17 protein-coding genes are annotated in these 20496 nt (G+C 42.6%); 9 read left to right on the forward strand and 8 right to left on the reverse strand.

Annotated elements, in window-relative coordinates; all coding sequences use genetic code 11:
• Positions 1-124: 124 nt before the first annotated feature.
• Genes FCV43_RS16140 through hemC form a run of 4 tightly spaced genes read right to left on the reverse strand, consistent with a single transcriptional unit; the run spans position 125 to position 4210 of the window.
• Positions 125-1306 carry a heme biosynthesis protein HemY gene (locus FCV43_RS16140; RefSeq protein ID WP_136995769.1) on the reverse strand — a complete coding sequence of 394 codons (1182 nt, stop codon included), beginning with the start codon at positions 1304-1306 and terminating at the stop codon, positions 125-127.
• A complete protein-coding gene (locus FCV43_RS16145) occupies positions 1306-2523 on the reverse strand; it encodes a uroporphyrinogen-III C-methyltransferase (protein ID WP_136995770.1) in 1218 nt (405 codons plus the stop codon). The genes FCV43_RS16140 and FCV43_RS16145 overlap by 1 nt, the downstream gene beginning before the upstream one ends.
• Before the next feature lie 17 nt (positions 2524-2540).
• Positions 2541-3269 carry a uroporphyrinogen-III synthase gene (locus FCV43_RS16150; RefSeq protein WP_017052857.1) on the reverse strand — a complete coding sequence of 243 codons (729 nt, stop codon included), beginning with the start codon at positions 3267-3269 and terminating at the stop codon, positions 2541-2543.
• A gap of 2 nt (positions 3270-3271) precedes the next feature.
• Positions 3272-4210 carry a hydroxymethylbilane synthase gene (gene hemC / locus FCV43_RS16155; RefSeq protein ID WP_136995771.1) on the reverse strand — a complete coding sequence of 313 codons (939 nt, stop codon included), beginning with the start codon at positions 4208-4210 and terminating at the stop codon, positions 3272-3274.
• A gap of 347 nt (positions 4211-4557) precedes the next feature.
• Between hemC and FCV43_RS16160 the strand changes: the two genes are divergently transcribed.
• On the forward strand, positions 4558-7086 hold the full coding sequence (locus FCV43_RS16160; protein ID WP_136995772.1) for a class I adenylate cyclase: 2529 nt from the start codon (positions 4558-4560) through the stop codon (positions 7084-7086).
• Between the two features lie 84 nt (positions 7087-7170).
• Here the strand turns inward: FCV43_RS16160 and cyaY are convergent, their stop codons facing one another.
• Positions 7171-7485: an iron donor protein CyaY gene (gene cyaY, locus FCV43_RS16165; RefSeq protein WP_017052860.1), complete on the reverse strand. Its 315-nt coding sequence runs from the start codon at positions 7483-7485 to the stop codon at positions 7171-7173.
• Between the two features lie 75 nt (positions 7486-7560).
• Between cyaY and lptM the strand changes: the two genes are divergently transcribed.
• From lptM to FCV43_RS16205, 8 genes are all read left to right on the forward strand, one after another.
• Entirely contained in the window at positions 7561-7677 is a 117-nt protein-coding gene (gene lptM, locus FCV43_RS20870) for an LPS translocon maturation chaperone LptM (RefSeq protein ID WP_017052861.1), read from the forward strand.
• A 31-nt stretch (positions 7678-7708) separates the two neighbouring features.
• Positions 7709-8962 (forward strand): diaminopimelate decarboxylase, encoded by a 1254-nt coding sequence (gene lysA, locus FCV43_RS16175; RefSeq protein ID WP_136995773.1) that lies wholly within the window; start codon positions 7709-7711, stop codon positions 8960-8962.
• An 11-nt stretch (positions 8963-8973) separates the two neighbouring features.
• Complete coding sequence (dapF, locus tag FCV43_RS16180; protein WP_113798807.1) at positions 8974-9804, forward strand: diaminopimelate epimerase; 831 nt, start codon at positions 8974-8976, stop codon at positions 9802-9804.
• A gap of 40 nt (positions 9805-9844) precedes the next feature.
• Complete coding sequence (locus FCV43_RS16185; protein WP_136995774.1) at positions 9845-10564, forward strand: DUF484 family protein; 720 nt, start codon at positions 9845-9847, stop codon at positions 10562-10564.
• Complete coding sequence (xerC, locus tag FCV43_RS16190) at positions 10530-11471, forward strand: tyrosine recombinase XerC (RefSeq protein WP_113798809.1); 942 nt, start codon at positions 10530-10532, stop codon at positions 11469-11471. Before FCV43_RS16185 ends, xerC begins: the two co-directional genes overlap by 35 nt.
• A 55-nt stretch (positions 11472-11526) precedes the next feature.
• Positions 11527-12243 carry a 5-amino-6-(5-phospho-D-ribitylamino)uracil phosphatase YigB gene (gene yigB / locus FCV43_RS16195; RefSeq protein ID WP_136995775.1) on the forward strand — a complete coding sequence of 239 codons (717 nt, stop codon included), beginning with the start codon at positions 11527-11529 and terminating at the stop codon, positions 12241-12243.
• Positions 12244-12408: 165 nt separating this feature from the next.
• Positions 12409-14898 carry a bifunctional diguanylate cyclase/phosphodiesterase gene (locus FCV43_RS16200; protein WP_136995776.1) on the forward strand — a complete coding sequence of 830 codons (2490 nt, stop codon included), beginning with the start codon at positions 12409-12411 and terminating at the stop codon, positions 14896-14898.
• 166 nt (positions 14899-15064) lie between these two features.
• Positions 15065-17551: a bifunctional diguanylate cyclase/phosphodiesterase gene (locus FCV43_RS16205; protein ID WP_170961679.1), complete on the forward strand. Its 2487-nt coding sequence runs from the start codon at positions 15065-15067 to the stop codon at positions 17549-17551.
• Between the two features lie 96 nt (positions 17552-17647).
• On the opposite strand, the gene FCV43_RS16210 is transcribed toward FCV43_RS16205, so the two are convergent.
• From FCV43_RS16210 to FCV43_RS16220, 3 genes are all read right to left on the reverse strand, one after another.
• Entirely contained in the window at positions 17648-18286 is a 639-nt protein-coding gene (locus FCV43_RS16210; protein WP_029203402.1) for a tRNA-uridine aminocarboxypropyltransferase, read from the reverse strand.
• 50 nt (positions 18287-18336) lie between these two features.
• Positions 18337-19365, reverse strand: a complete 1029-nt coding sequence (locus FCV43_RS16215) for a COG3650 family protein (protein ID WP_017052870.1) — start codon at positions 19363-19365, stop codon at positions 18337-18339.
• 187 nt (positions 19366-19552) lie between these two features.
• Entirely contained in the window at positions 19553-20404 is an 852-nt protein-coding gene (locus FCV43_RS16220; protein ID WP_170961676.1) for a Cof-type HAD-IIB family hydrolase, read from the reverse strand.
• Positions 20405-20496: the final 92 nt, after the last annotated feature.

The following is a 20496-nucleotide window of genomic DNA, read 5'->3' on the forward strand; positions in this document are numbered from 1 at the left end:
GCAGACAGAGCCAAATAAATAAGCGTATTCAATTAACGACTCTAGATCTAGCGGTGATCATAGGGAAGGTTTTGGCAATAAAAAAGCCGATGCATTGCATCGGCTTAATGAGCGTAGTTAGGTATTAATCATTGGCAACTAGCGTTAATGCTTTACGAGACACCTCATGGGCTGCTTTCGTTAAGTTTTGCTTCTCTAGCGCGTCAGAAAGATAACTGTAGTCAGAGACGCTTGCACGTAACTCTAGTGCTTTTTCAAAGTGGTCTTGTGCTTCTTTCCACTTTTGATCTCGTAAGTAGAATTGAGCTAGAGCACTGTGCGCTTCCGCATTGCTACTGTCCTTATTCAATGTTTTTTCCAATAGGACCGTCGCAGGATATGTATCAGGAAGATTCATTTCAGGCAATAGGGTAAAAAGCTCAGGGCTTGGGTTCTTTTTCAGAGCTTCTTTGACAACCGTATAGGCTTCAGAATCAGCTTTTCTTGCAATAAGCTGTTTAACAAAGCAATGAGTTAGATGTTGGCTCTGCTTTACTTTGCGAGGTAGGGAGTCCCAATGGCTAATTAAGCCTTCACTTCCTTGTTGTTGAGCAACCTCTGTTAATAAACCGCACTGCGCCGTTTGAGTTAAGCTCGCGTGCTCTTCACTATCGATTTGCTTAGCTTTAACAAGTTTAGGCAGCAAATCCAATAGTGGTTGCCATAGGCTTAATTCCATGTAGGTGGTTTTCAGTAGGTTCAATACAATGCTGTTATTTGGGTAACTTGATTTAAGTGATGACAAGATATCGAATGCTTTATCAAATTCACTATCGCGTACCGATTGCTTCGCCTTAGTTAGCTCAACAGCAAGATGAGAGTTTTCCTCTTTACTTGCTAATGCTAAATAGTTATCACGCTTCTCTTTATCGCCCATGCCTTGTGCTGCTTCAGATGCGACTAAATAGCAGAGTAAAGGCATATCGTGGTGGTTTGCCCAGCGAGTGACTTTTTTCTCAGCCCCTTTCCAATCACCTTCTAGCAATTTTATGATGCCTTCGTTGGTATAGCGGCGAGAACGCTTCAACTTACGGACGCTAAACCAGTTCCATGTTGTTGAGCTTGCGTACAATGCTTTTTTAAATAGGAACTCTAAGCCAAATAAGATAGCAAGCAGTGCAATAATCATTAGCACTAATGTAGTGACACTCATCTCTATGGTTTTTTCAGCGATAGAGATCAGTACGTAACCCTGCTGTCCTGAAAATTGGGTTCCGACGAATAGTCCAGCCCCAAGGATAATGAAAAGAAAAATCCAACGTACCATTATTTCTCCTCCGTAATGATGGTTGTCACTTCACGGCGCAGACGATCGGTTATTACATCGGATAGAACATTTTGTGTTTGCAGTTTCACTGGGTATTCAACCTGAACATTCTGCTTACTTAGCTGATTCAAACTCTTATTGAACTCTTTTACGGCATTATCATCTTGATTGAAGAAAGCTTGAGACCAATCATTCGCGACCGATAAAGCCGTGGTGTATATCTCTTGTTGGTCAACATAAACAGCTTTGATTGCTGTTTCTAATTTGGCTTTAATGTTCTCTCTTAAATAGAAGTGCTGCTCAGGAGAGAGAAGAGGGATGACATTACCATCACGAGTTCGGAAGGTAATAAACTGCTCGGAGAATGCTTTGAGTGAGGTCGTTAAGTTAGTCTGCCAATCATTGATATCTTGAGATACTTCTTTTTTAACTTCTTGAGGTGCGTCAGGAAGAATTGCATTGGCTAATGGAAGTTTATTCACTTGCTGTTGAAGGCTTGTTAAGCGTAGAACGAGACCATCTCTATCAATGAGTGGAATGGTTCTTAATTTGGTGATGTCGTTAGCCATTGCTTGACGCAGAGGGACAAGGCTTGGATCATTCAATGCCGCTATGCGCTGATCCGCACTTTCCATTAGCTTAGTTGCACTTACCACGTCCTGTTCTAGGAATAATTTACGGCCTGCAAGTTTTACTAGGTAATCGGCTTCTGCTAGCAACCAATCATTTGGTCGGCGGCCTTTAACATCGGCAATCGCAAGTTGAAGGCTTTCAATGCTTTTTTGTTGTTGACCTAAAATGACTTCAGCTTTATGGCTCGCAACCGTCGCTTTCTCGATGGTTTCATTTTTAACGTTATTAAGCTCACTCTGCATTGATGTTTGAGCTTGTCCTAGCTGATCTTTTAATGCTGAGATTTGTTGTTGGTACTCGGCATCTTTTTGCTGCATTTGGAATGTTAATCCGCCACCAAAAATAATGGATAAAATAATCGCAACAGTACCGAGTTTGACGCCGCGTTTTCCTTGTTTTTCTACAAATTCAGCAGGTTGTGCTGGCGCATTTTCTTTCTCAGGTTGAGGAGGCATGCTTTGCTCTTCTTGCTTGGCTTCAGGCGTAAGGCTTTCGGCTTCAACAGAAGTTTCGTCAACTACGGGGTGGTTTTTTTCGTTCTTATCTTCAGGTTCAATATGCTGATTGTTTTTTTTACTTGTCATACTTATATCCTGTTGTGCTATGGCTGGAGAGTAGCCAGTAAATCTGAATTTGATGCGCTACCTACGTTCAGCGCGTTTATAAAGCCTAAATTTATTGCTGTTTCTACAATACGTTGACTTGGAACGAGCAGTTGAAGGTTAAACAGCCAAGTCTGATAAATTGGTGGTGTTTGAGAGACAAGAAACGCGAGTTGTTCACTACTTGTTATCACAATGCGAGTAACGTCATGTTGTTGCCAGTAAGGGAATGCTGATTCTGCAGAAAATGAGATAAATTCTCTGCAGTAGGTTTCACAATATTCAACCTTTGCTTGGCGTTGAACTAAGCGTTGATAAATTAACTCACGGCCACCATTACCGCGTAAAATTAAAATTCTTTTTCCATCAACATCTTGTAGTTCTGGTATTTCCAACAAGTGCTCACTATCCCCTACAAGCGGATAGTTTACTTTTTGTTTTGATAGTTTGCTTAAATAGTGTGCTGTTTTTTGACCAACGCCAAGGTAAATAATACCCGCAGGCCAGTTTGAAGAAGCATTTGAGAGCAATTGCTGGGCGAAATTTACAGCGTGTTGGCTTATGGCTATTAAGATGTCACATTCCGCAAGTTGGTGAGCTAAATTGTTTCCATTAGGGTTTGCGACAATATTAATGAGCGGATGGTGGATTGCAGGAATCCCCACCCCCACCAATTGCTGGCAAAGTTCTCGCCCTTGTTGATCGGGTCTAGTGACCAACACAGTCATGATTAATCGTGTTCAGCGTAAAGTTTTTCTAGAATTTCACGCGCACCATCTTCTAAAAGTTGGTTGGCTAAAGTCACACCTAGAGTTTCCGCGTCTTTTCTATGGCCTTTAATTTCACCACGTACAATTTTTGAACCGTCTGGTTCGCCAACAAGCGCACGTAGCCAAATATCATCGCCATCGAGTAAAGAGTAACTGCCAATAGGAACTTGGCAGCCACCTTCTAAGGTGAGGTTCATCGCTCGCTCACATAGAACGCGATCGGCTGTGTCTTTGTGATTTAATGCACTAAGTAGTGAAATAACGCGTTCGTCATCTAGGCGACATTCAATACCAACAGCACCTTGGCCAACAGCAGGCAATGATTGTTCCGGTTCGATAAAGCTGCGAATGCGCTCTTCAAGTTCAAGGCGCTTTAGCCCCGCAGCCGCAAGTACAATAGCATCATAATTACCAGCATCGAGTTTGCCTAAGCGAGTTCCAACATTACCGCGCAACTCTTTGATGATTAAATCAGGACGCTGCTCTTTCAATTGACATTGACGGCGTAAGCTACAAGTCCCAACGGTTGCACCTTGAGGTAAGTCTTCAATGCAATCATAAGTATTTGAAACAAAGGCATCACGTGGGTCTTCACGTTCACAAATCGTCACTAAGCCTAAGCCTTCAGGAAAATCGACTGGCACATCTTTCATTGAGTGAACAGCCAGATCAGCACGGCCTTCTAGCATCGCGACTTCAAGCTCTTTTACGAACAAACCTTTGCCGCCAACCTTTGCAAGTGGTGTATCAAGAATGATGTCACCTTTAGTTACCATGGTAACCAATTCGACTTCTATACCTGGATGGGCCGCTTCAAGTTCGGCTTTAACAAAGTATGCTTGCCATAGTGCTAGAGGGCTTTTGCGAGTCGCAATGCGGATAGGGGAAGAGTTTGTCATTTGAGTTCCGATACTTATCTATTAATGGGGTAATCGTACCATTCAAATATCGAAAGTATTACTGTTAGATCGAGTCTGTGATAATTCGGTGATTGAATATGAATAATTAGCCAAAATAGTGTGACAAAGTTCTCATTTGATAGATGGACTATTATTAGTGAAGAGCATTAGAGTGGACACTATCGGCGCTCAAGCGTTTGTCAGTTTTTATCTCTTTGTTCGCTGAGATATGAAATTGCAAATTCTTTACCATTCAGGATAAAAGTGTTAAATTGATCACGTTTTGTTGTCGCTTTAGAATAAAACATAAACAAAACGTGCGTTTATACTCAAACCAAGGAAACACCTTGCAGGCTTACACTCAAACGTTAATCCAAAGATTAGATAACCTTAATCAACAGCGCATTGATCGTGCGTTAGCTCTCATGGATTTAGCCAGTCAGCGAGTGTTCCATCTTATTCCTACCCTATTTCATTTTAATCACCCTGTGATCCCTGGTTACTTCGATCAACAAGTGCCTTTTGGTATCCATAATTTTGAACTTAATGATATTCAATCGCAGTTTATTGAAGATACCCAACTGACTATTTCCCAAGAGCTTAATACAGCAGAAAAGCCTGCGATATTGGGCTTGTATACCATGGGCAGTACTTCATCTATTGGGCAAAGTACATCAAGTGATTTAGATATTTGGGTATGTGTATCACCACAAATGAGTAGTGATGATAAAGAGAATCTGAGTAATAAATGTTTACTGATCACTGATTGGGCGAAAGGTTATGGTGTTGAAGCGAACTTCTTTTTAATGAATGAAGAGCGTTTCAGAAGTAACCATTCTGAGGAGATGACCGGAGATAACTGCGGGTCTTCTCAGCATTTACTTTTGCTTGATGAATTCTATCGTTCGGCTGTGCGCTTAGCGGGCCAGCGATTACTGTGGCAAATTGTGCCTCCAGAAATGGAAGAGTGCTACGACGAATATGTGCAAGGCTTGTGTGACCAAGGTTACATTGATTGTTCTGACTGGATTGATTTTGGCAAATTGAATCATATTCCAGCAGAAGAGTATTTTGGTTCAAACTTATGGCAGTTATACAAAAGTATCGATTCGCCATACAAATCCGTATTGAAAGCCATTTTGCTTGAAGCCTATTCGTGGGAGTACCCTCACACTCAGTTATTAAGTATTGATACAAAGCGTCGTTTTTTCGCCCATGAACCCGATCTCTATGGCATGGATGCGTATTATTTGATGCTTGAGAAAGTGACTCGTTACTTGGTTCGTATCAATGATACGACTCGCTTGGACTTAGTTCGACGTTGTTTCTACTTAAAAACTCATGAGAAGTTGTCCCGAGAGCCTAGTATGGGATCGGTAGCTTGGCGTCGTGAAGCGCTCAGTGACATGATCCAGAAGTGGGATTGGGATGAGTCGGTGATTGAAGAGTTAGATTCACGCCGTAATTGGAAGGTTGAGCTCGTTCAAATTGTACATCATTCATTACTAGATGCTTTGATGTTGAGTTATCGAAATCTGATCCAATTTGCTCGTCGTAATGGCATAACGTCTGCGATTAGCCCGCAAGATATCAGCATATTAGCTCGAAAACTGTATGCTGCTTTTGAAGTGCTTCCAGGAAAAGTCACCTTACTTAATCCACAGATCTCGCCAGATTTACATGAAGAAGATCTTAGCTTTATTGAAGTTCGAGAAGGGCGCAGTAATAAAGCCGGTTGGTATCTATATAAACAGCCGTTGATTGCTCATCGCATTATAGGTCAACCGGCGTTAGAGCATCATGAATACTTAAGCAAACTGGTTGCGTGGTCATTTTTTAATGGCTTGATCACGGAGTCGACCCGTTTGCATTCGGTTGTTCGTGACGCGCATATTGATATTGATAAGTTTTACCAGATGGTCAGCGACTTGAGAAATACCTTCTCGCTTCGTAAGCGTCGCCCAAGTATGCAAGCGTTAGCGAGCCCGTGTGAAATTAGCCAACTGGCGATGTATATTAACTTTGAAGATGATCCGACCGCTGAATTAAGTGGTAAGTCTCTTAAGGTTGATTTGAAAAATATCGATATTTTTAGTTTCGGGCCTGAAGCAAAAAGCTTAGTGGGCAGTGTGGATTTGGTGTATCGAAATTCATGGCACGAAGTCAGAACCCTGCATTTTAAGGGTGAAACCGCCATGCTAGATGCATTGAAAACGGTACTCGGAAAAATGCACCAAGATGCGATTCCCCCTGAATCCGTTGATGTGTTCTGCTACAGCAAGAATCTGCGCGGTGTGATGCGTAATATGGTGTATCAGCTTTTGGCTGAATGTATTGATTTGCGCCTTAAACCCGTAGAGCAAGAGAAACGTCGTCGTTTTAAAGCGATTCGTCTTGCTGATCAAATGTATGGCCTGTTTTTTGAACGCCGTGGCGTATCGGTACAAAAACTCGAAAATTCCGTCGATTTCTATCGCAGCATTTCGACCAATAAGCTGAAAGGCTCACCGCTGTTGATGTTGGATCGTGATCAGGAGTTCCAATTACCACGAGTAGTGGATGGCTTTGCGAGTGAAGGTTTGATTCAGTTTTTCTTTGAAGATACAGATCAAGGTTTCAATATCTATGTGTTAGATGAAGCGAACCAAGTGGAAGTGTATCACCAGTATAATGGTGAGAAAGATGAAATGATCGCAAGCGTAAACAGCTTCTATACCTCGGTTAAAGATGAGAACCAAGTTTCGTCGAAATACATTAACTTCAACTTACCGCAGTACTACCAAATCGTATATCCGGAAGATGGAGAAGCTTACGTCGTGCCTTATCGTAATGATTCATCACCGCACTCTAAACCCTCTAAAGCGGTGAATGCTTAGGTTTCAGCTTTTGGGTATGAAAAAGGAGTGATGATTCACTCCTTTATTGATTTCATTGCTTATCAAGTGATCTAAATGAGCAGGTTAAACCCAATCAATCGCTTCACCAGCGTGTTTTACGCACTCTTCCTTAACCATCTCAAAGAGTTCGATACCCGTTTTCGAGCATGTCCATTTATCATCAATTAATTTGAAGTGAAAACCACCCGAACGAGACGCTAACCAGATCTCATGCATTGGCTCTTGGCGATTAATGATGATCTGACTGCGATCATCAAATTCAAGCGTCATCACATTGCCAGATGTCTCAAAATCAATATCCGCACCCGATTCATCGATCGCTTCTTCGATATTTTGCATCTGTGTATCTACAAGTTGATGAAATTCCGTATCGTTCATCCCGTCTATCCTATTGCTTTTCTTGAGTGTGGTGCGATTATAGGGGGCATTGAATCAATAATCACGATATGCAAAATGAAAAAATCAATCGCAGCCTTGTTTATGCTCTCTTTACTTGCCCTTTCAGGGTGTGGTCAAACCGGTGCGCTCTATCTACCAGAGCAAGCTCAACCAAGTGAACAGACGCAGTAATTGCAGTCGTTTTTTATAAGGGAAAAGAATTTTGGATTACTTCAACTATCAGGACGATGGCCAACTTTGGGCCGAAGATGTGGCGCTTTCAGAGCTTGCTCAGCAACACGGAACACCTTTGTACGTATACTCTCGCGCAACATTAGAGAGACACTGGAATGCCTTCGATCAATCTGTTGGAGAGCATCCGCATTTGGTGTGTTATGCCGTTAAAGCGAACTCTAACCTTGGAGTACTTAATGTTTTAGCTCGTTTAGGCTCGGGGTTTGATATTGTCTCTGCGGGCGAACTTGAACGAGTGATCGCTGCTGGTGGTGATCCCGCTAAAGTTGTTTTTTCTGGTGTGGGTAAAACTGAAGCAGAAATGAAGCGAGCTTTAGAGTTAAAAATAAAATGCTTTAATGTTGAATCTGAACCAGAGTTAGAGCGATTAAATGACGTTGCGGGAGAATTAGGGGTGAAAGCACCTATTTCACTTCGTATTAATCCCGACGTTGACGCTCACACCCACCCTTATATTTCGACGGGCTTACGTGATAATAAATTTGGTATCGCTTTTGATCGAGCACCACAGGTTTATCAGTTTGCGAAAACGTTAAGCAACCTAGATATCCAAGGTATTGATTGCCATATTGGTTCCCAGCTGACAGATCTTGCGCCATTTATTGACGCGACAGACCGTTTGCTTGCACTGATCGATCAACTTAAGGCGGATGGGATTAATATCAAACATCTCGATGTTGGCGGAGGCTTAGGGGTAACGTATCGTGATGAATTACCACCTCAACCGTCTGACTACGCAAAAGCACTACTTGCTCGTTTAGAAAAGCATGCAGATCTAGAGCTGATTTTTGAGCCGGGACGTGCGATTGCGGCAAATGCTGGTGTACTATTGACGAAAGTTGAGTTCTTAAAACCAACAGAGTATAAAAACTTTGCCATTATTGATGCGGCCATGAATGATTTAATGCGCCCAGCACTTTATCAAGCATGGCAAGATATTGTGCCTGTCAAACCACGTCAAGGCGAAGCGGTGACTTACGATTTAGTGGGGCCGATTTGTGAGACGGGTGACTTCTTAGGTAAAGATCGTGATCTTGTTCTTGAGCAAGGTGATTTATTGGCTGTCCGCTCGGCGGGTGCTTATGGATTTGCGATGTCGTCAAACTACAATTCTCGTTCACGAGTGGCCGAAATTATGGTCGATGGTAAAGATGCACACCTCGTTCGTCAGCGTGAAGCGCTATCAAGCCTATGGGCACTTGAAAATATTATCCCGGAGTAAGTTGAAGCATTATGCATTTCCATTTTTCTAAAATGCATGGTTTGGGTAATGACTTCATGGTCGTTGACTGCATTACCCAAAACATATTTTTTTCTCCTGATTTGATTCGCCGTTTGGCGGATCGCAATACAGGGGTCGGCTTTGACCAGTTGTTAGTGGTTGAAGCCCCTTACGATCCTGAAACTGATTTCCACTACCGTATTTTTAATGCAGACGGTAGTGAGGTGGAGCAGTGTGGAAATGGCGCTCGCTGTTTTGCCCGTTTTGTTCGTATGAAAGGTCTTACCAATAAATACACCATCAATGTCAGCACCAAAAAAGGCAAGATGGTATTAAAAATTGAAGACAACGATTTGATTACGGTGAACATGGGTGAGCCTGTGTTTGAACCGGCTAAAATCCCATTCAAAGCCAAGCAGACGGAAAAAACCTACATTATCCGCACTGATGAACACACCCTGTTCTGTGGTGCGGTAAGTATGGGTAACCCTCATGTCGTAACGGTCGTTGATGATGTTGATACCACCGATGTCGATAAACTGGGGCCTCTACTTGAATCACATGAACGATTCCCTGAGCGAGTTAATGCTGGTTTTATGCAAGTCGTCAATCGCGAAGAGGTTCGCTTGCGAGTGTATGAACGTGGCGCGGGTGAAACTCAAGCGTGCGGCAGTGGCGCATGTGGCGCTGTTGCTGTTGGTATTAACCAAGGTTTACTCGCTGAGTATGTGACGGTTCAGCTACCTGGTGGTGAATTGCAAATCAGCTGGCAAGGTCCGGGTTCTCCTCTGTATATGACAGGCCCTGCCACTCATGTATTTGATGGTCAACTTTCCTGTTAAGTCTTTCCATTATATAAAAATAAATTGTAGAGGATGAGTTTTGTCTCAAGTAGAAGCGAATGCCCTGACGGCTGAAATTGTTGCGGAGTATTTGCGTGATAACCCCGATTTTTTTCTCCAGCGCCGCGAGCTTGTTGATCGTCTATCGTTACCGAATCATCAACAAGGCGCGGTTTCGTTAGTTGAAGTTCAACTGAAGCGTCAGCGTCAACGAATTGAAGAACTAGAAGAAGAAATTACAACGTTAATGTCGTTGGCGGCCAGTAACGACAGAACTTTTTATGAATTTATGGAGCTTCAAGAGCAAATTTTACAGTGTGATAATATTGCTCAAGTGGTTAAGGCGATAAAGCTAAAAGCGAAAGATTTAGGCTTGAAGGCTTATGTCCGTTTGCTTAACCAAGAGGTTCCAGAACTTCGTCTTAGCCCAGAATTGAATCTTAGCAAAGAAGGTTGGGCTCGGTTTTCAACCAATCACTTAAATGGTAAAGATGCGTATTTAGGTCGGTTACGTAAAGCCGATCGAGAAGCGCTATTGGGTGAGCATTCAGGGCCAGAACTCGGATCTTATGTGGTTTTACCTTTAGTTAAGCAATCTTCATTAGGGGCTTTGGCTTTTTCAAGTGAAGATGGCGGCCATTTTCAACCTCATATGGATACCCTTTTCCTGCGCCACCTTGCATTAGTTGTGGCTCACCTTATTGAGACCTTAACTTGGCCAGAGAATGACGAACGAATCCAACACACCTCTTCCTTCTAGCTTGCAAAAGCCCTTAAACCGCTTCTATGAATACCTTAGAAGTGAAAAAGGGCTTAGCTTGCATACTCAGCGTAATTACAAACAGCAACTTGAAACCATGGGCAGCCATTTACTCCAAATGGGGCAAGATGAGTGGCAACAAGTGGATGCCGCTTGGGTGCGCCAGCTTGCAAGTAAAGGGATGCGAGAAGGGATGAAAGCCAGCAGTTTAGCGACTCGCCTCTCCTCATTACGTAGTTTCTTTGATTTTATGATCTTACGTGGAGAGATGACGGCCAATCCCGCAAAAGGGGTGTCTGCTCCTAGAAAGCAACGAACGCTACCAAAGAATTTAGATGTAGATGAAATGAACCAGTTGCTTGAGGTGAATGAAGATGACCCTTTAGCTATCCGCGATCGAGCGATGATGGAGGTGATGTATGGTGCGGGCCTGCGTCTGGCTGAAATGGTTGGGATTAATGTAAAAGACATTCATGGTAGCCGTGGTGAAATTCGCGTGATTGGTAAAGGCGATAAAGAGCGGAAAGCGCCGTTTTCTGGACAAGCCAAAGAGTGGGTCGCGAAGTGGCTTAAAGTCCGTGGTGATATTGCTGCACCGGGTGAACCCGCACTGTTTGTCTCTAAACTCGGCAGTCGGATCTCTCATCGAAGTGTGCAAAAACGAATGGCTGAGTGGGGTCAGAAGCAAGCTGTTGCCAGCCATATTAGCCCTCATAAATTACGCCACTCATTTGCGACACACGTATTGGAGTCGAGTAATAATTTACGTGCAGTTCAAGAATTGCTGGGGCATGAAAACATCTCGACCACACAGATTTATACGCATTTAGATTTTCAACACCTTGCTCAAGCGTATGATGACGCTCATCCTAGAGCTCATAAAAATAAGAAACCGAAAGAATCGTGAGTGAATTGGCACATCCACTCATTGAAAATTTGGCACAGTAACGTAGGAGTTAAGCATGCACATCTATCGCCGAACATCAGTCGTCAAAGCCATGACATTTGATCTTGATGACACCCTATATGACAACTGGCCTGTGATTCAAAATGTAGAGCAGAAGATGGTGGTTTGGCTGCATACTCATCACCCGGTATCGGCACTGATGAGCATTGAGCAATGGCAGGTGCTGAAACATGAACTGGCGATTCAAAACCCGAATTTAAAGCATGATGTCACTTTATGGCGCGAAACTCAGATTCAGCAGGGATTAATTCAATTAGGTTATGGTGAACCTGAAGCTACATCGGCAGCCAAAGAAGGGATGGAGCATGCATTGTGGTTGCGAAACCAGGTCGATGTCCCGGAACTTACTCACGAAGTGATGACCATTTTGGCAGAGAAGTTCCCACTGATCGCGATTACCAATGGAAATGTGGATCCTGATAAAATTGGATTGGGGCAATACTTTTCACATGTATTGAAAGCGGGGCCTGATGGTCGAGCGAAACCTTATGCAGATATGTTTGCGCGGGCGGTGGATTTGTTGGGCTTGCCTGCTGAGTCTATTTTGCATGTTGGCGATCATTTGATCACTGATGTATACGGGGCTAAGAGTAACGGCTTTCAAGCATGTTGGTATAATGACCAACGGAAAAATATTCAACATTGCGAAAAAGTGAGAGTTCTGCCTGATATAGAAGTAAATTCTTTGCGTGATCTCTTATACTTCAAATAGAAAAATTCCCATTTATGATAACTTATTGATAGATTAGATATTCTTGTACTCAATGTTTATCTGTTTATTCTTGATCTGCCTCGAAGAATGCGGACGGTGTCTAGATTTATGTTGGTATTGATTCAAATCTTTAACCGTACTTTATAGACAGATCATTAGGCTTTCATGAAAACACACTCAATTCTGTTTGATTCCATCGAACAGTTAAATGCCCAGTTAGAAAACTCAGCTTGGAATACGAACAAAAATTATCTAATCCAAGTCTTTTCAACTCAAGCGCCAGAAACAGTCCAACAATACGCCGAAATGCTTCAAATCAAATATCCTAATGGCGTGATCATAGGACAAAGCACAATGAATACCATTTGTGCGAACCAACTTGAGAGTGCGGGAACGTTATGCTTGGCGAGTGAGTTTGATGACACGACATTTTCAGCGACACGGCAAGAGTACAGTTTCTCCCCTAAGCACGATAGCGCCCAACTACTCAATTCATTGAACCTTAAGCCTAATACTCAAGCTATTATCAGTTTTTCAGATCAAATTGAGGATGGTGATTATCCCATCTATTGTGCTTTCAATCAGTCTGACAATTTACCACCTATTTCTGGGGGCCAAGCGCAAGAAAATAGGCATGGCTGTTGGGTTCTATTTGGAACCAAGACATATCAAAAAACGTGTGTCGCAGTGGCATTACACAGTGATAGCTTAAAAGTGTGGCGAGATGCTTACTCTGAGTGGAACCCGATAGGAATGAAACTGAGGGTGACAGAGGCACAAGGTAATCGAATCGATACCATCGAGTACAAACCCGCTTATGACGTCTATAAACATTACCTTTCCGATGGGCATAAGCTCTCTTTTGGTCAGTTGGTTCATTTCCCGTTGTATCGAGAATCCGGTACTTGTAAAGGCGTATGCACCGTCAAGCAGGTGCTAGATAATGGCAGTATAGAGTTTGATCAAGCGTGGGAAATCGGTGATGAAGTTCGTTTTTGCTATAACCACCCTTCGTTAACGGTTGAACAAGTTCGTCATGGTACCGAACGTTTAGCTCTGCATCAGCCTGAATCCGTATTCATCTATAACTGCGCATCTCGACTTGATTTTATTGATGGTGCCGAAGAGTTAAAAACCTTTGAAGGGGTGGCAAGTAGTCACGGCGTCTACTGCATGGGTGAGCTGTATCGCTCAGAGCAGAAGCAAGAAATTTTGCATCACAGTATGACCTATTTGGCGATGCGAGAATCGTCTGTGATTGCCAAAATGACCAAGTTTGTTCCTCAAAATGAGCATGTCATTTCTCCACTATTCAGTTTAATCCGTAACGCAATTTCTGATTTAGACACGATGAATGCGCGTATGGAATATAAGCTTGATAAGCAATCGAAGAAACTATTAGACAGCTATCGCTATGATTCCCGAACAGGCTTGTTAAATCGCGCAGCGTTAAAAGAACATTTGGTCCATATTGATCCTGATGAGCATTTATTAACGTTAAAGCTGGTGAACTTTACGCAAGTGAACGAAAAGTATGGTTACCAAGTGGGTGACCAATTGCTGTGTGATTTATCCCAAAACTTCCAATCCCGCTTGGCGGATGTGGTTGGGGAGAAAAGTGGTTTTCGTCTGTTCAGTATTGGTGTTGGTGAGTGGGCGGTTATGTTCAAATCGAACATGCCGAGTTATACCATTAAGGCCCAGTTCGTCCAATTTGCGGATGAAATTGAACACATGAATTTTGAACCTTATGGGTTATCCGATGTGGATTACTTATCCGTCTCTCTGTGTGGAGGGTTGGCAAGTCGTCGTGATTTCATGTCTGACAGCGGTGATGAATGGCTGCTGAAGGCGATAGAAGCTCGTCGTGAGGGGGTCAGAAATAATACTCACATCTATAATGCCAATGAGATTGAGTTGGGTGATGAAAAGCGAAGAGAACAACTTGGCTGGTTAAGCTGTGTAAGCCGAGCGATCTTAGAACAGAAGATTGTCACTTTTCATCAGCCGATTGTTGCCGCCCACACTCACGACGTGGTTTCACATGAGTGCTTGGTGCGAATTATTGAAGATGACCAGATTATTCTTCCCGGTAAATTCCTACCGATTATTGAAGGGACCCATCTTTACACTCGTCTAAGTCGACATATGATTAAAAAAACACTCGATTACATGTCAGATAAGGATCAGTCATTTTCAATCAATTTATCCCCTCAAGATCTGATGAGTGATAAAACGCTGCTATTACTTGAAGCATCAATTAATAATTTGCAGCACCCAGAAAATATTGGGTTGGAAGTATTAGAGTCGGAACAGATTAAAGATTACGGGCGGATGATTGAAGTTTGTAACCATTTCAAATCATTAGGCGCGCGGATTATTGTGGACGATTTTGGTTCGGGTTATTCGAATATCGATGAAATAATTAAACTTGAACCGCAAGTCATTAAGCTTGATGGAAGCCTTATTCGAAATATTGATACGGACTTAAAACAACGTAAAATTGCGTCACAACTTGTTAGATTATGCCAAGTGATTAATGCCAAAACCGTGGCTGAATTTGTGCATAATGGAGAAGTGTGTCGCATTGCTGAAGGGATGGGCGTCGATTACTTACAGGGTTTTTACCTCGGTGAGCCTAGCCGTCTGTTTTGATGGAGGGTTAACTTTTCACACTGCAAGGCATGTATCACAAATGAGAATTTTGGTTAGACTTAATCGTTAAATTCACATAATTAAAAAAATCTATAACCATTCAGTGCTATAGCGACGTTACCATTGCATAATGTTACGTATTACCACTCGTAACTGCTATGTGATTATGATATCTCAGTCTTACTTGATACACGATATTGAACAATTAAGAAGTGAATTGGCTCGCCTTGATAGCCAATTCACGGGTTCAGTGCTGGTTCAAATATTTTCATCACAGCCTCGTTCACTCGTCACGCAGTATAGCCGTGAAATTCAGCAATATTTTAATGACGTCACCATTATTGGGGCCAGTGGAAAGTACGCGATTAAGAGTGGCACGATCCAAAGTGAGAGTTCGTGTTTCGTCTTTACCTACTTTAAACAGTCGACATGTACATCATCGGTCGTGTCATATAGCGCTAATGCGGCGAGCGATAGCCAGTTACTTGCTAAAAACCTAAACCTGTCCTCATCGACAAAAGCCATCATCTGTTTTGCCGACCGTCTGTCAGTTAGTGAACGCTCACTTTTTTCAGCCTTCAGTGAAGGGGAGTATCGTATCCCTGTCGCGGGCGGAGCATCTGCTGATACCGATACTGGCCGCTGGATATTACATAACCATACGATCTATGAGAATGCTTATGTTGCTGTGGCGTTGCATGGCGCGGAATTATCGGCATGGACAGGAAGTTACTATGAGTGGAACCCGATAGGTAAAAAGTTTCGAATCACTCATGCCGATAAGCATCGAATTTACAGTTTGGATGATCAGCCGATTCAGCATATTTACAATCGTTATTTAGCGGATGGGCTTGATGTGCCTTATGCGCAGATTACCGACTTTCCTTTAATGATTGGCGATCCTCGTGAACAGAATGTGTACTTACCATTAGCTTGTCATCAAGATAATTCCATAACGTTTGACGGTGAGTTCAATGTGGGTGATGAAGTTCGATTTTGTTATGATCATCCCTCACTGACCATTGAACAAGTTCGTTTGGGGTTGCAGCAAGTTGCGTTGCATCACCCACAACAGTTTTTTATCTATAACTGTATATCTCGTTTGGATTTCATTGAGGGAAACCAAGAGTTAGAGCCTTTTCAACAGGTCGCGAATAGTGATGGATTCTTTTGTTTTGGGGAGTTTTGCTATGAGAATGACCATCAACAGATTCTACATCATAGCTTGACGTATTTAGCTCTGCGAGAAGGGCCTGCCGATAATGTGGTTCGTTCAATTCCGCATCATGAACACACGAGTTCTATTTCGCCGCTATTTTCTCTGATTCGAAACGCTTTATTAGATGTTGATATTATGCACCAGGATATGGCACAGAAAATTCAACATCAAGCGAAGGCATTAACAACAAGCTATCGAATTGAAAGAAGAACGGGGTTACCCAATCGAACGGTACTGCGTGAACATCTTACTAAAATGAAAAAAAGTGAGTATTTGCTAACATTAAAAGTCACGAATTTTCATCAAATTAATGAGAAGTATGGTTACCCGGTTGGGGATATGCTGCTTAGTGATTTAAGCCAATACTTTAAAGATAAGTTACACGGGGTATTTGATAAAAAATGCCAACTATATGGGGTTGGCATTGGTGAATGGTCCATCATCTTCGAAAGCCAAAATAAAATGTCACATATTCAGCAGCGTTTTTCTGAATTTGCTGAAAATATTGAGCATGTTAATTTTGAGCCGATGGGCTTGCCCGATGTTGATTACCTCTCTGTCTCAGTGAGTGCAGGTATCATCAGTAAAGCCGACTTTCCAAATAGCTCTGTAGATGATCTATTATTGCGTTCAATTGAAGCGCGTCGTTATGCGGTGAGCAATAATCAACACTGTTGCAATGCCCGTACTTTGAAAGAGCAAGAGCAGAAACGTCAAGAGCAGTTAAGGGTGTTATCTTGTGTTAGCCGAGCGGTGTTAAATCAAAATGTGATCGCCTATGCTCAACCTATCGTGGCTGCGCATAGTCATGAGGTGCAATCTTTAGAGTGTCTGGTTCGAATCGAAGAGGAAGGGGTGATTATTCCGCCAGGCAAATTCCTCTCGATTATTGAAGACACGCATCTTTATACTCGTTTGAGTCGCCAAATGATCTCACGTACTTTCGATTTCATGAGTAATACAACGGATTCATTTTCGATAAATTTATCCCCCCAAGACTTAATGAGTGATAGAACACTGCAACATCTTGAAGCCGCGATAAGCAAAATTAGCCACCCTCAACGCATTGGTTTAGAGGTGCTTGAAAGCGAGAAAATAAAAGATTACGGACGAATGATAGAAGTCTGCGATCACTTCAAAGATTTAGGGGTGAGCATTATTGTGGATGATTTTGGCTCGGGTTACTCGAATATCGATGAGATCATCAAATTAGAGCCGCAAGTAATTAAGTTAGATGGCAGTTTGATCCGTAATATTGATACCGATAAAAAGCAGCGTAAGATCGCGCAGCAATTGGTGAGTTTGTGCGGCATATTTAAAGCGAAAACTGTGGCTGAATTTGTTCACAACCAAGAAGTATGCAACATCGCAGAAGACATTGGTGTGGATTATCTACAAGGTTACTATTTAGGAAAGCCGAAGCGGTTGTTTTAAATCGGTGACGAAACCATTGCTGGTGGCAGTGTTGGTAAAAATGAAACAAAGGCTCGAATTTTCGGGCCTTTGCTTTTTCTTCGATGCGATGCATGGTTACTTTTTGAGAAGGTGACCGCATTTGTCAGCTTTGAACATGGCCATGTAATGATCAAAATACTGGCTGAGCTGTATTGATGAAGATGTCTCTCCTAGCTGACTGAGTAACTCAATAGCGACTTCACAGGTACATAAATGACCATCATCTTGATTACGTCGGAGCTGATAGCGTGAAGAGGCGGTCGATGACAAATGCACATGAGGTAATGCTTTTAGCCATGGGCTACGACGAAGCATCTTCTTGGCTTCTTGCCAGGTCCCGTCCAAGATAATAAAAAGTGGCTTAATGGCTTGGTGTTGAGATGACGTATCTGACTCTGCCGAATTTTGGGCAGCGGTAGTGTCATGCAGTGTCGTGACATCTACGCTGTGTTCATTGGGGAACAATAAGTAGGGCTGAAGACCTTGAATCTTTATTCGATTGAATAACGCTTCAGGCTGCTCTTTTCTGACCCAAACATGTTGGCTGCATTCGGGCAGCGTTTGTAATAGTAGACGCCCAGTATTGGTATCTCGCGATAGCTCATTTTCATGCATCAGCAATGCAATCGGTAATGACGAGTGAATGTTAGGTATATCATTACAGATGCATTGATGTTGGAACCCACAATGAGGGCATGGTGTAGTCTTGGTCATTCTGATTGTGTCTTATTTTAAGCTTAACGATGATGATTCGAGTGAAAGTCTTAATTCCCTTGTTCCTGAAATAACACCAATCCGCCATTCGCGATGGGGTAGATAGTGTCACCGACTTTCTCTTTTTGTGCCGTTATTTTTCCATTATGACCCGTAAAGATGCGTTCTGACACTAAGTATTGCCGTTGGTGGCGTGTCATCACCACTTGAATTTGATTGGTATTGAGTTGCTGCCAGAACCCCGTTTCAATCGTAGGAGAGTCACCGTTAGCATAATCATAGGTGGTGATTGCGGTGTGATCTGACTTTAGTTCTAAATTGACACTGAAGTTGACGGATTGAGTGTGGCTTGCAAAATAATTACCTACCCAAGCTAACGTAGGATCTTGATTCGCGAGTGTCGCACACCCGGTATAATCTTGTTTGTTAATATTCAGTTTTGCTTTCCATCCATAAATAGAGTCACTCATGGTGTCATTACAGGTGGTTTTATTAAGGCTCAGTTGCCCATCACTAAAATAATACTTGCGGCTTGCTTGTTGTATAAGGGTTTTATCTAATGCGACTGTTTTCGTTTCTTCTCCCATTGGCTCAAAGTTTATGTGCCCTTTAGAGAAAGAGAGAGACCAAAATGGTTCGTTACCAAATGCGCGAGTAGAACGTAAGGATTGGTCACAGCGGTTCGGATTTTCTGCGGTCAGGAAATTTACATGGTCGACAACAAAACGAGCGGTGTAATCAGCATCAAACCCCATTTGAGTTGGACGCTCTAAATGACCGATAACTTCCCCATATAAAGGTTGATATGGGCGGGAAGTTAAGTTCATCACTTGTTGAGCATACGTTTGAGGTAATGTGAGCCAGAATTGTTTATTACTGCCACAAGGTGTGATGGTTTGAGCTTCATGACCAATAACAACTTCACCTCGCATGATGAATGTAGGAGGCGAAATGGATGATGGGCTATCTAAGCTCGCCGTTGGCATAGGCGCTGGGCTAGGCTCTGATTCTTGTGGGGTAGAGCAAGCTTGTAAAGTGAGTAACACAAGCAGCAAGCCTGAGGTTTTAAGCGTTTTCATGCCATTCATTCCTTATGCGGAGACAAGTCTGCAATCATTATGGCATATCAGTGGTTTAAAATAGAGCGATAGGGCTTCAATTGACCGTTTCCAGACATTGAGGTAGCAGGTGTGAGGATAAAAATGTAGGCATGAAAAAGGCAACCTAAGCTGCCTTTGATTTCGTTACCCTGGATATGGCTTGTATTTAGAAAAGGTTATTTCGTAAGTAATGCGCAACGGCATCATCAGCATGGCTGCCAATGACCTGATTATCCGGTAGTGCTTTCATTACTTTTTCATGAGAAGTGGCCATGACTAACCCTTTTCCTGCCATTGAGAGCATTTCAACATCATTCATGCCATCTCCGAAAGCAATACAGTTCTCTAGCGTCTTGCCAAGTGATTCGGCTACAACCTTAAGAGCTTCGCCTTTTGACACCTCTGCGGCCATCACTTCTAAACACCAAGGCGTTGAGAATGCGACATTCAATTTATCACCAAAAGAGGCGTTGAGCTCCTCTTCAAACTTAACTAAGTATTCGTGATCTTTTTCGGGATGGGTAAGAAAAACTTTGGCAATGCCATCGGTCGGTGCATTGTCTTTATCGAATAGCGTGTAAGTAAAGCGTGAATCTTCATGAAAGTTTTTCATGTATTCATCTTCTTGGTTGAGTAACCAGTTGTCATCCTGATAGATGTGTATCATCAAATTAGGATCTTGCTTCATGATATCGACGACGGGCTGGATTAGATCTTGGGGTACATTCTGGCTGTACATTAACTGGTCATTTTTATCATGAACACGAGCGCCGTTTGAGGTGATCATGTAAGCAGGGATCCCTGTTTGCTCACGAATACCTGCTACATCTACATGATGGCGACCAGTCGCAAAAATAAAAGTGAACCCTTTTTGATGCAACTCTCGCAAGGTTTGCTTGGTAAAGTCACTAAGCTGATGATTTGGTGCCAGTAATGTTCCGTCTAAATCTGACGCTACAAGTTTGATCATTGCGTGATTATCTTCAATACAGTTTTTGCTTAGTGCGCTAGTGGTCATGCAACCCTCTTTGAACATCAATCGATGACAGTAGTTAATAAATATAGCCCGATTTAAAGCGTGGAAAGCCATCGGTTAAGCTAAGGATTTTA

The sequence above is a fragment of the Vibrio genomosp. F6 genome (assembly GCF_005146325.1).
In the GTDB taxonomy this organism is placed as follows: Bacteria; Pseudomonadota; Gammaproteobacteria; order Enterobacterales; family Vibrionaceae; genus Vibrio; species Vibrio cortegadensis.

Excerpts from the sequence above, each read along its gene's own strand:
- FCV43_RS16150 (WP_017052857.1), bottom strand. The coding sequence starts at position 3,269 with ATGACTGTGTTGGTCACTAGACCCGATCAACAAGGGCGAGAACTTTGC.
- FCV43_RS16140 (WP_136995769.1), bottom strand. The coding sequence starts at position 1,306 with ATGGTACGTTGGATTTTTCTTTTCATTATCCTTGGGGCTGGACTATTC.
- FCV43_RS16210 (WP_029203402.1), bottom strand. The coding sequence starts at position 18,286 with ATGACCAAGACTACACCATGCCCTCATTGTGGGTTCCAACATCAATGC.
- dapF (WP_113798807.1), top strand. The coding sequence starts at position 8,974 with ATGCATTTCCATTTTTCTAAAATGCATGGTTTGGGTAATGACTTCATG.
- yigB (WP_136995775.1), top strand. The coding sequence starts at position 11,527 with ATGCACATCTATCGCCGAACATCAGTCGTCAAAGCCATGACATTTGAT.
- FCV43_RS16205 (WP_170961679.1), top strand. The coding sequence starts at position 15,065 with ATGATATCTCAGTCTTACTTGATACACGATATTGAACAATTAAGAAGT.
- FCV43_RS16220 (WP_170961676.1), bottom strand. The coding sequence starts at position 20,404 with ATGACCACTAGCGCACTAAGCAAAAACTGTATTGAAGATAATCACGCA.
- lptM (WP_017052861.1), top strand. The coding sequence starts at position 7,561 with ATGAAAAAATCAATCGCAGCCTTGTTTATGCTCTCTTTACTTGCCCTT.
- cyaY (WP_017052860.1), bottom strand. The coding sequence starts at position 7,485 with ATGAACGATACGGAATTTCATCAACTTGTAGATACACAGATGCAAAAT.
- xerC (WP_113798809.1), top strand. The coding sequence starts at position 10,530 with ATGACGAACGAATCCAACACACCTCTTCCTTCTAGCTTGCAAAAGCCC.
- FCV43_RS16145 (WP_136995770.1), bottom strand. The coding sequence starts at position 2,523 with ATGACAAGTAAAAAAAACAATCAGCATATTGAACCTGAAGATAAGAAC.
- FCV43_RS16215 (WP_017052870.1), bottom strand. The coding sequence starts at position 19,365 with ATGAAAACGCTTAAAACCTCAGGCTTGCTGCTTGTGTTACTCACTTTA.
- hemC (WP_136995771.1), bottom strand. The coding sequence starts at position 4,210 with ATGACAAACTCTTCCCCTATCCGCATTGCGACTCGCAAAAGCCCTCTA.
- FCV43_RS16200 (WP_136995776.1), top strand. The coding sequence starts at position 12,409 with ATGAAAACACACTCAATTCTGTTTGATTCCATCGAACAGTTAAATGCC.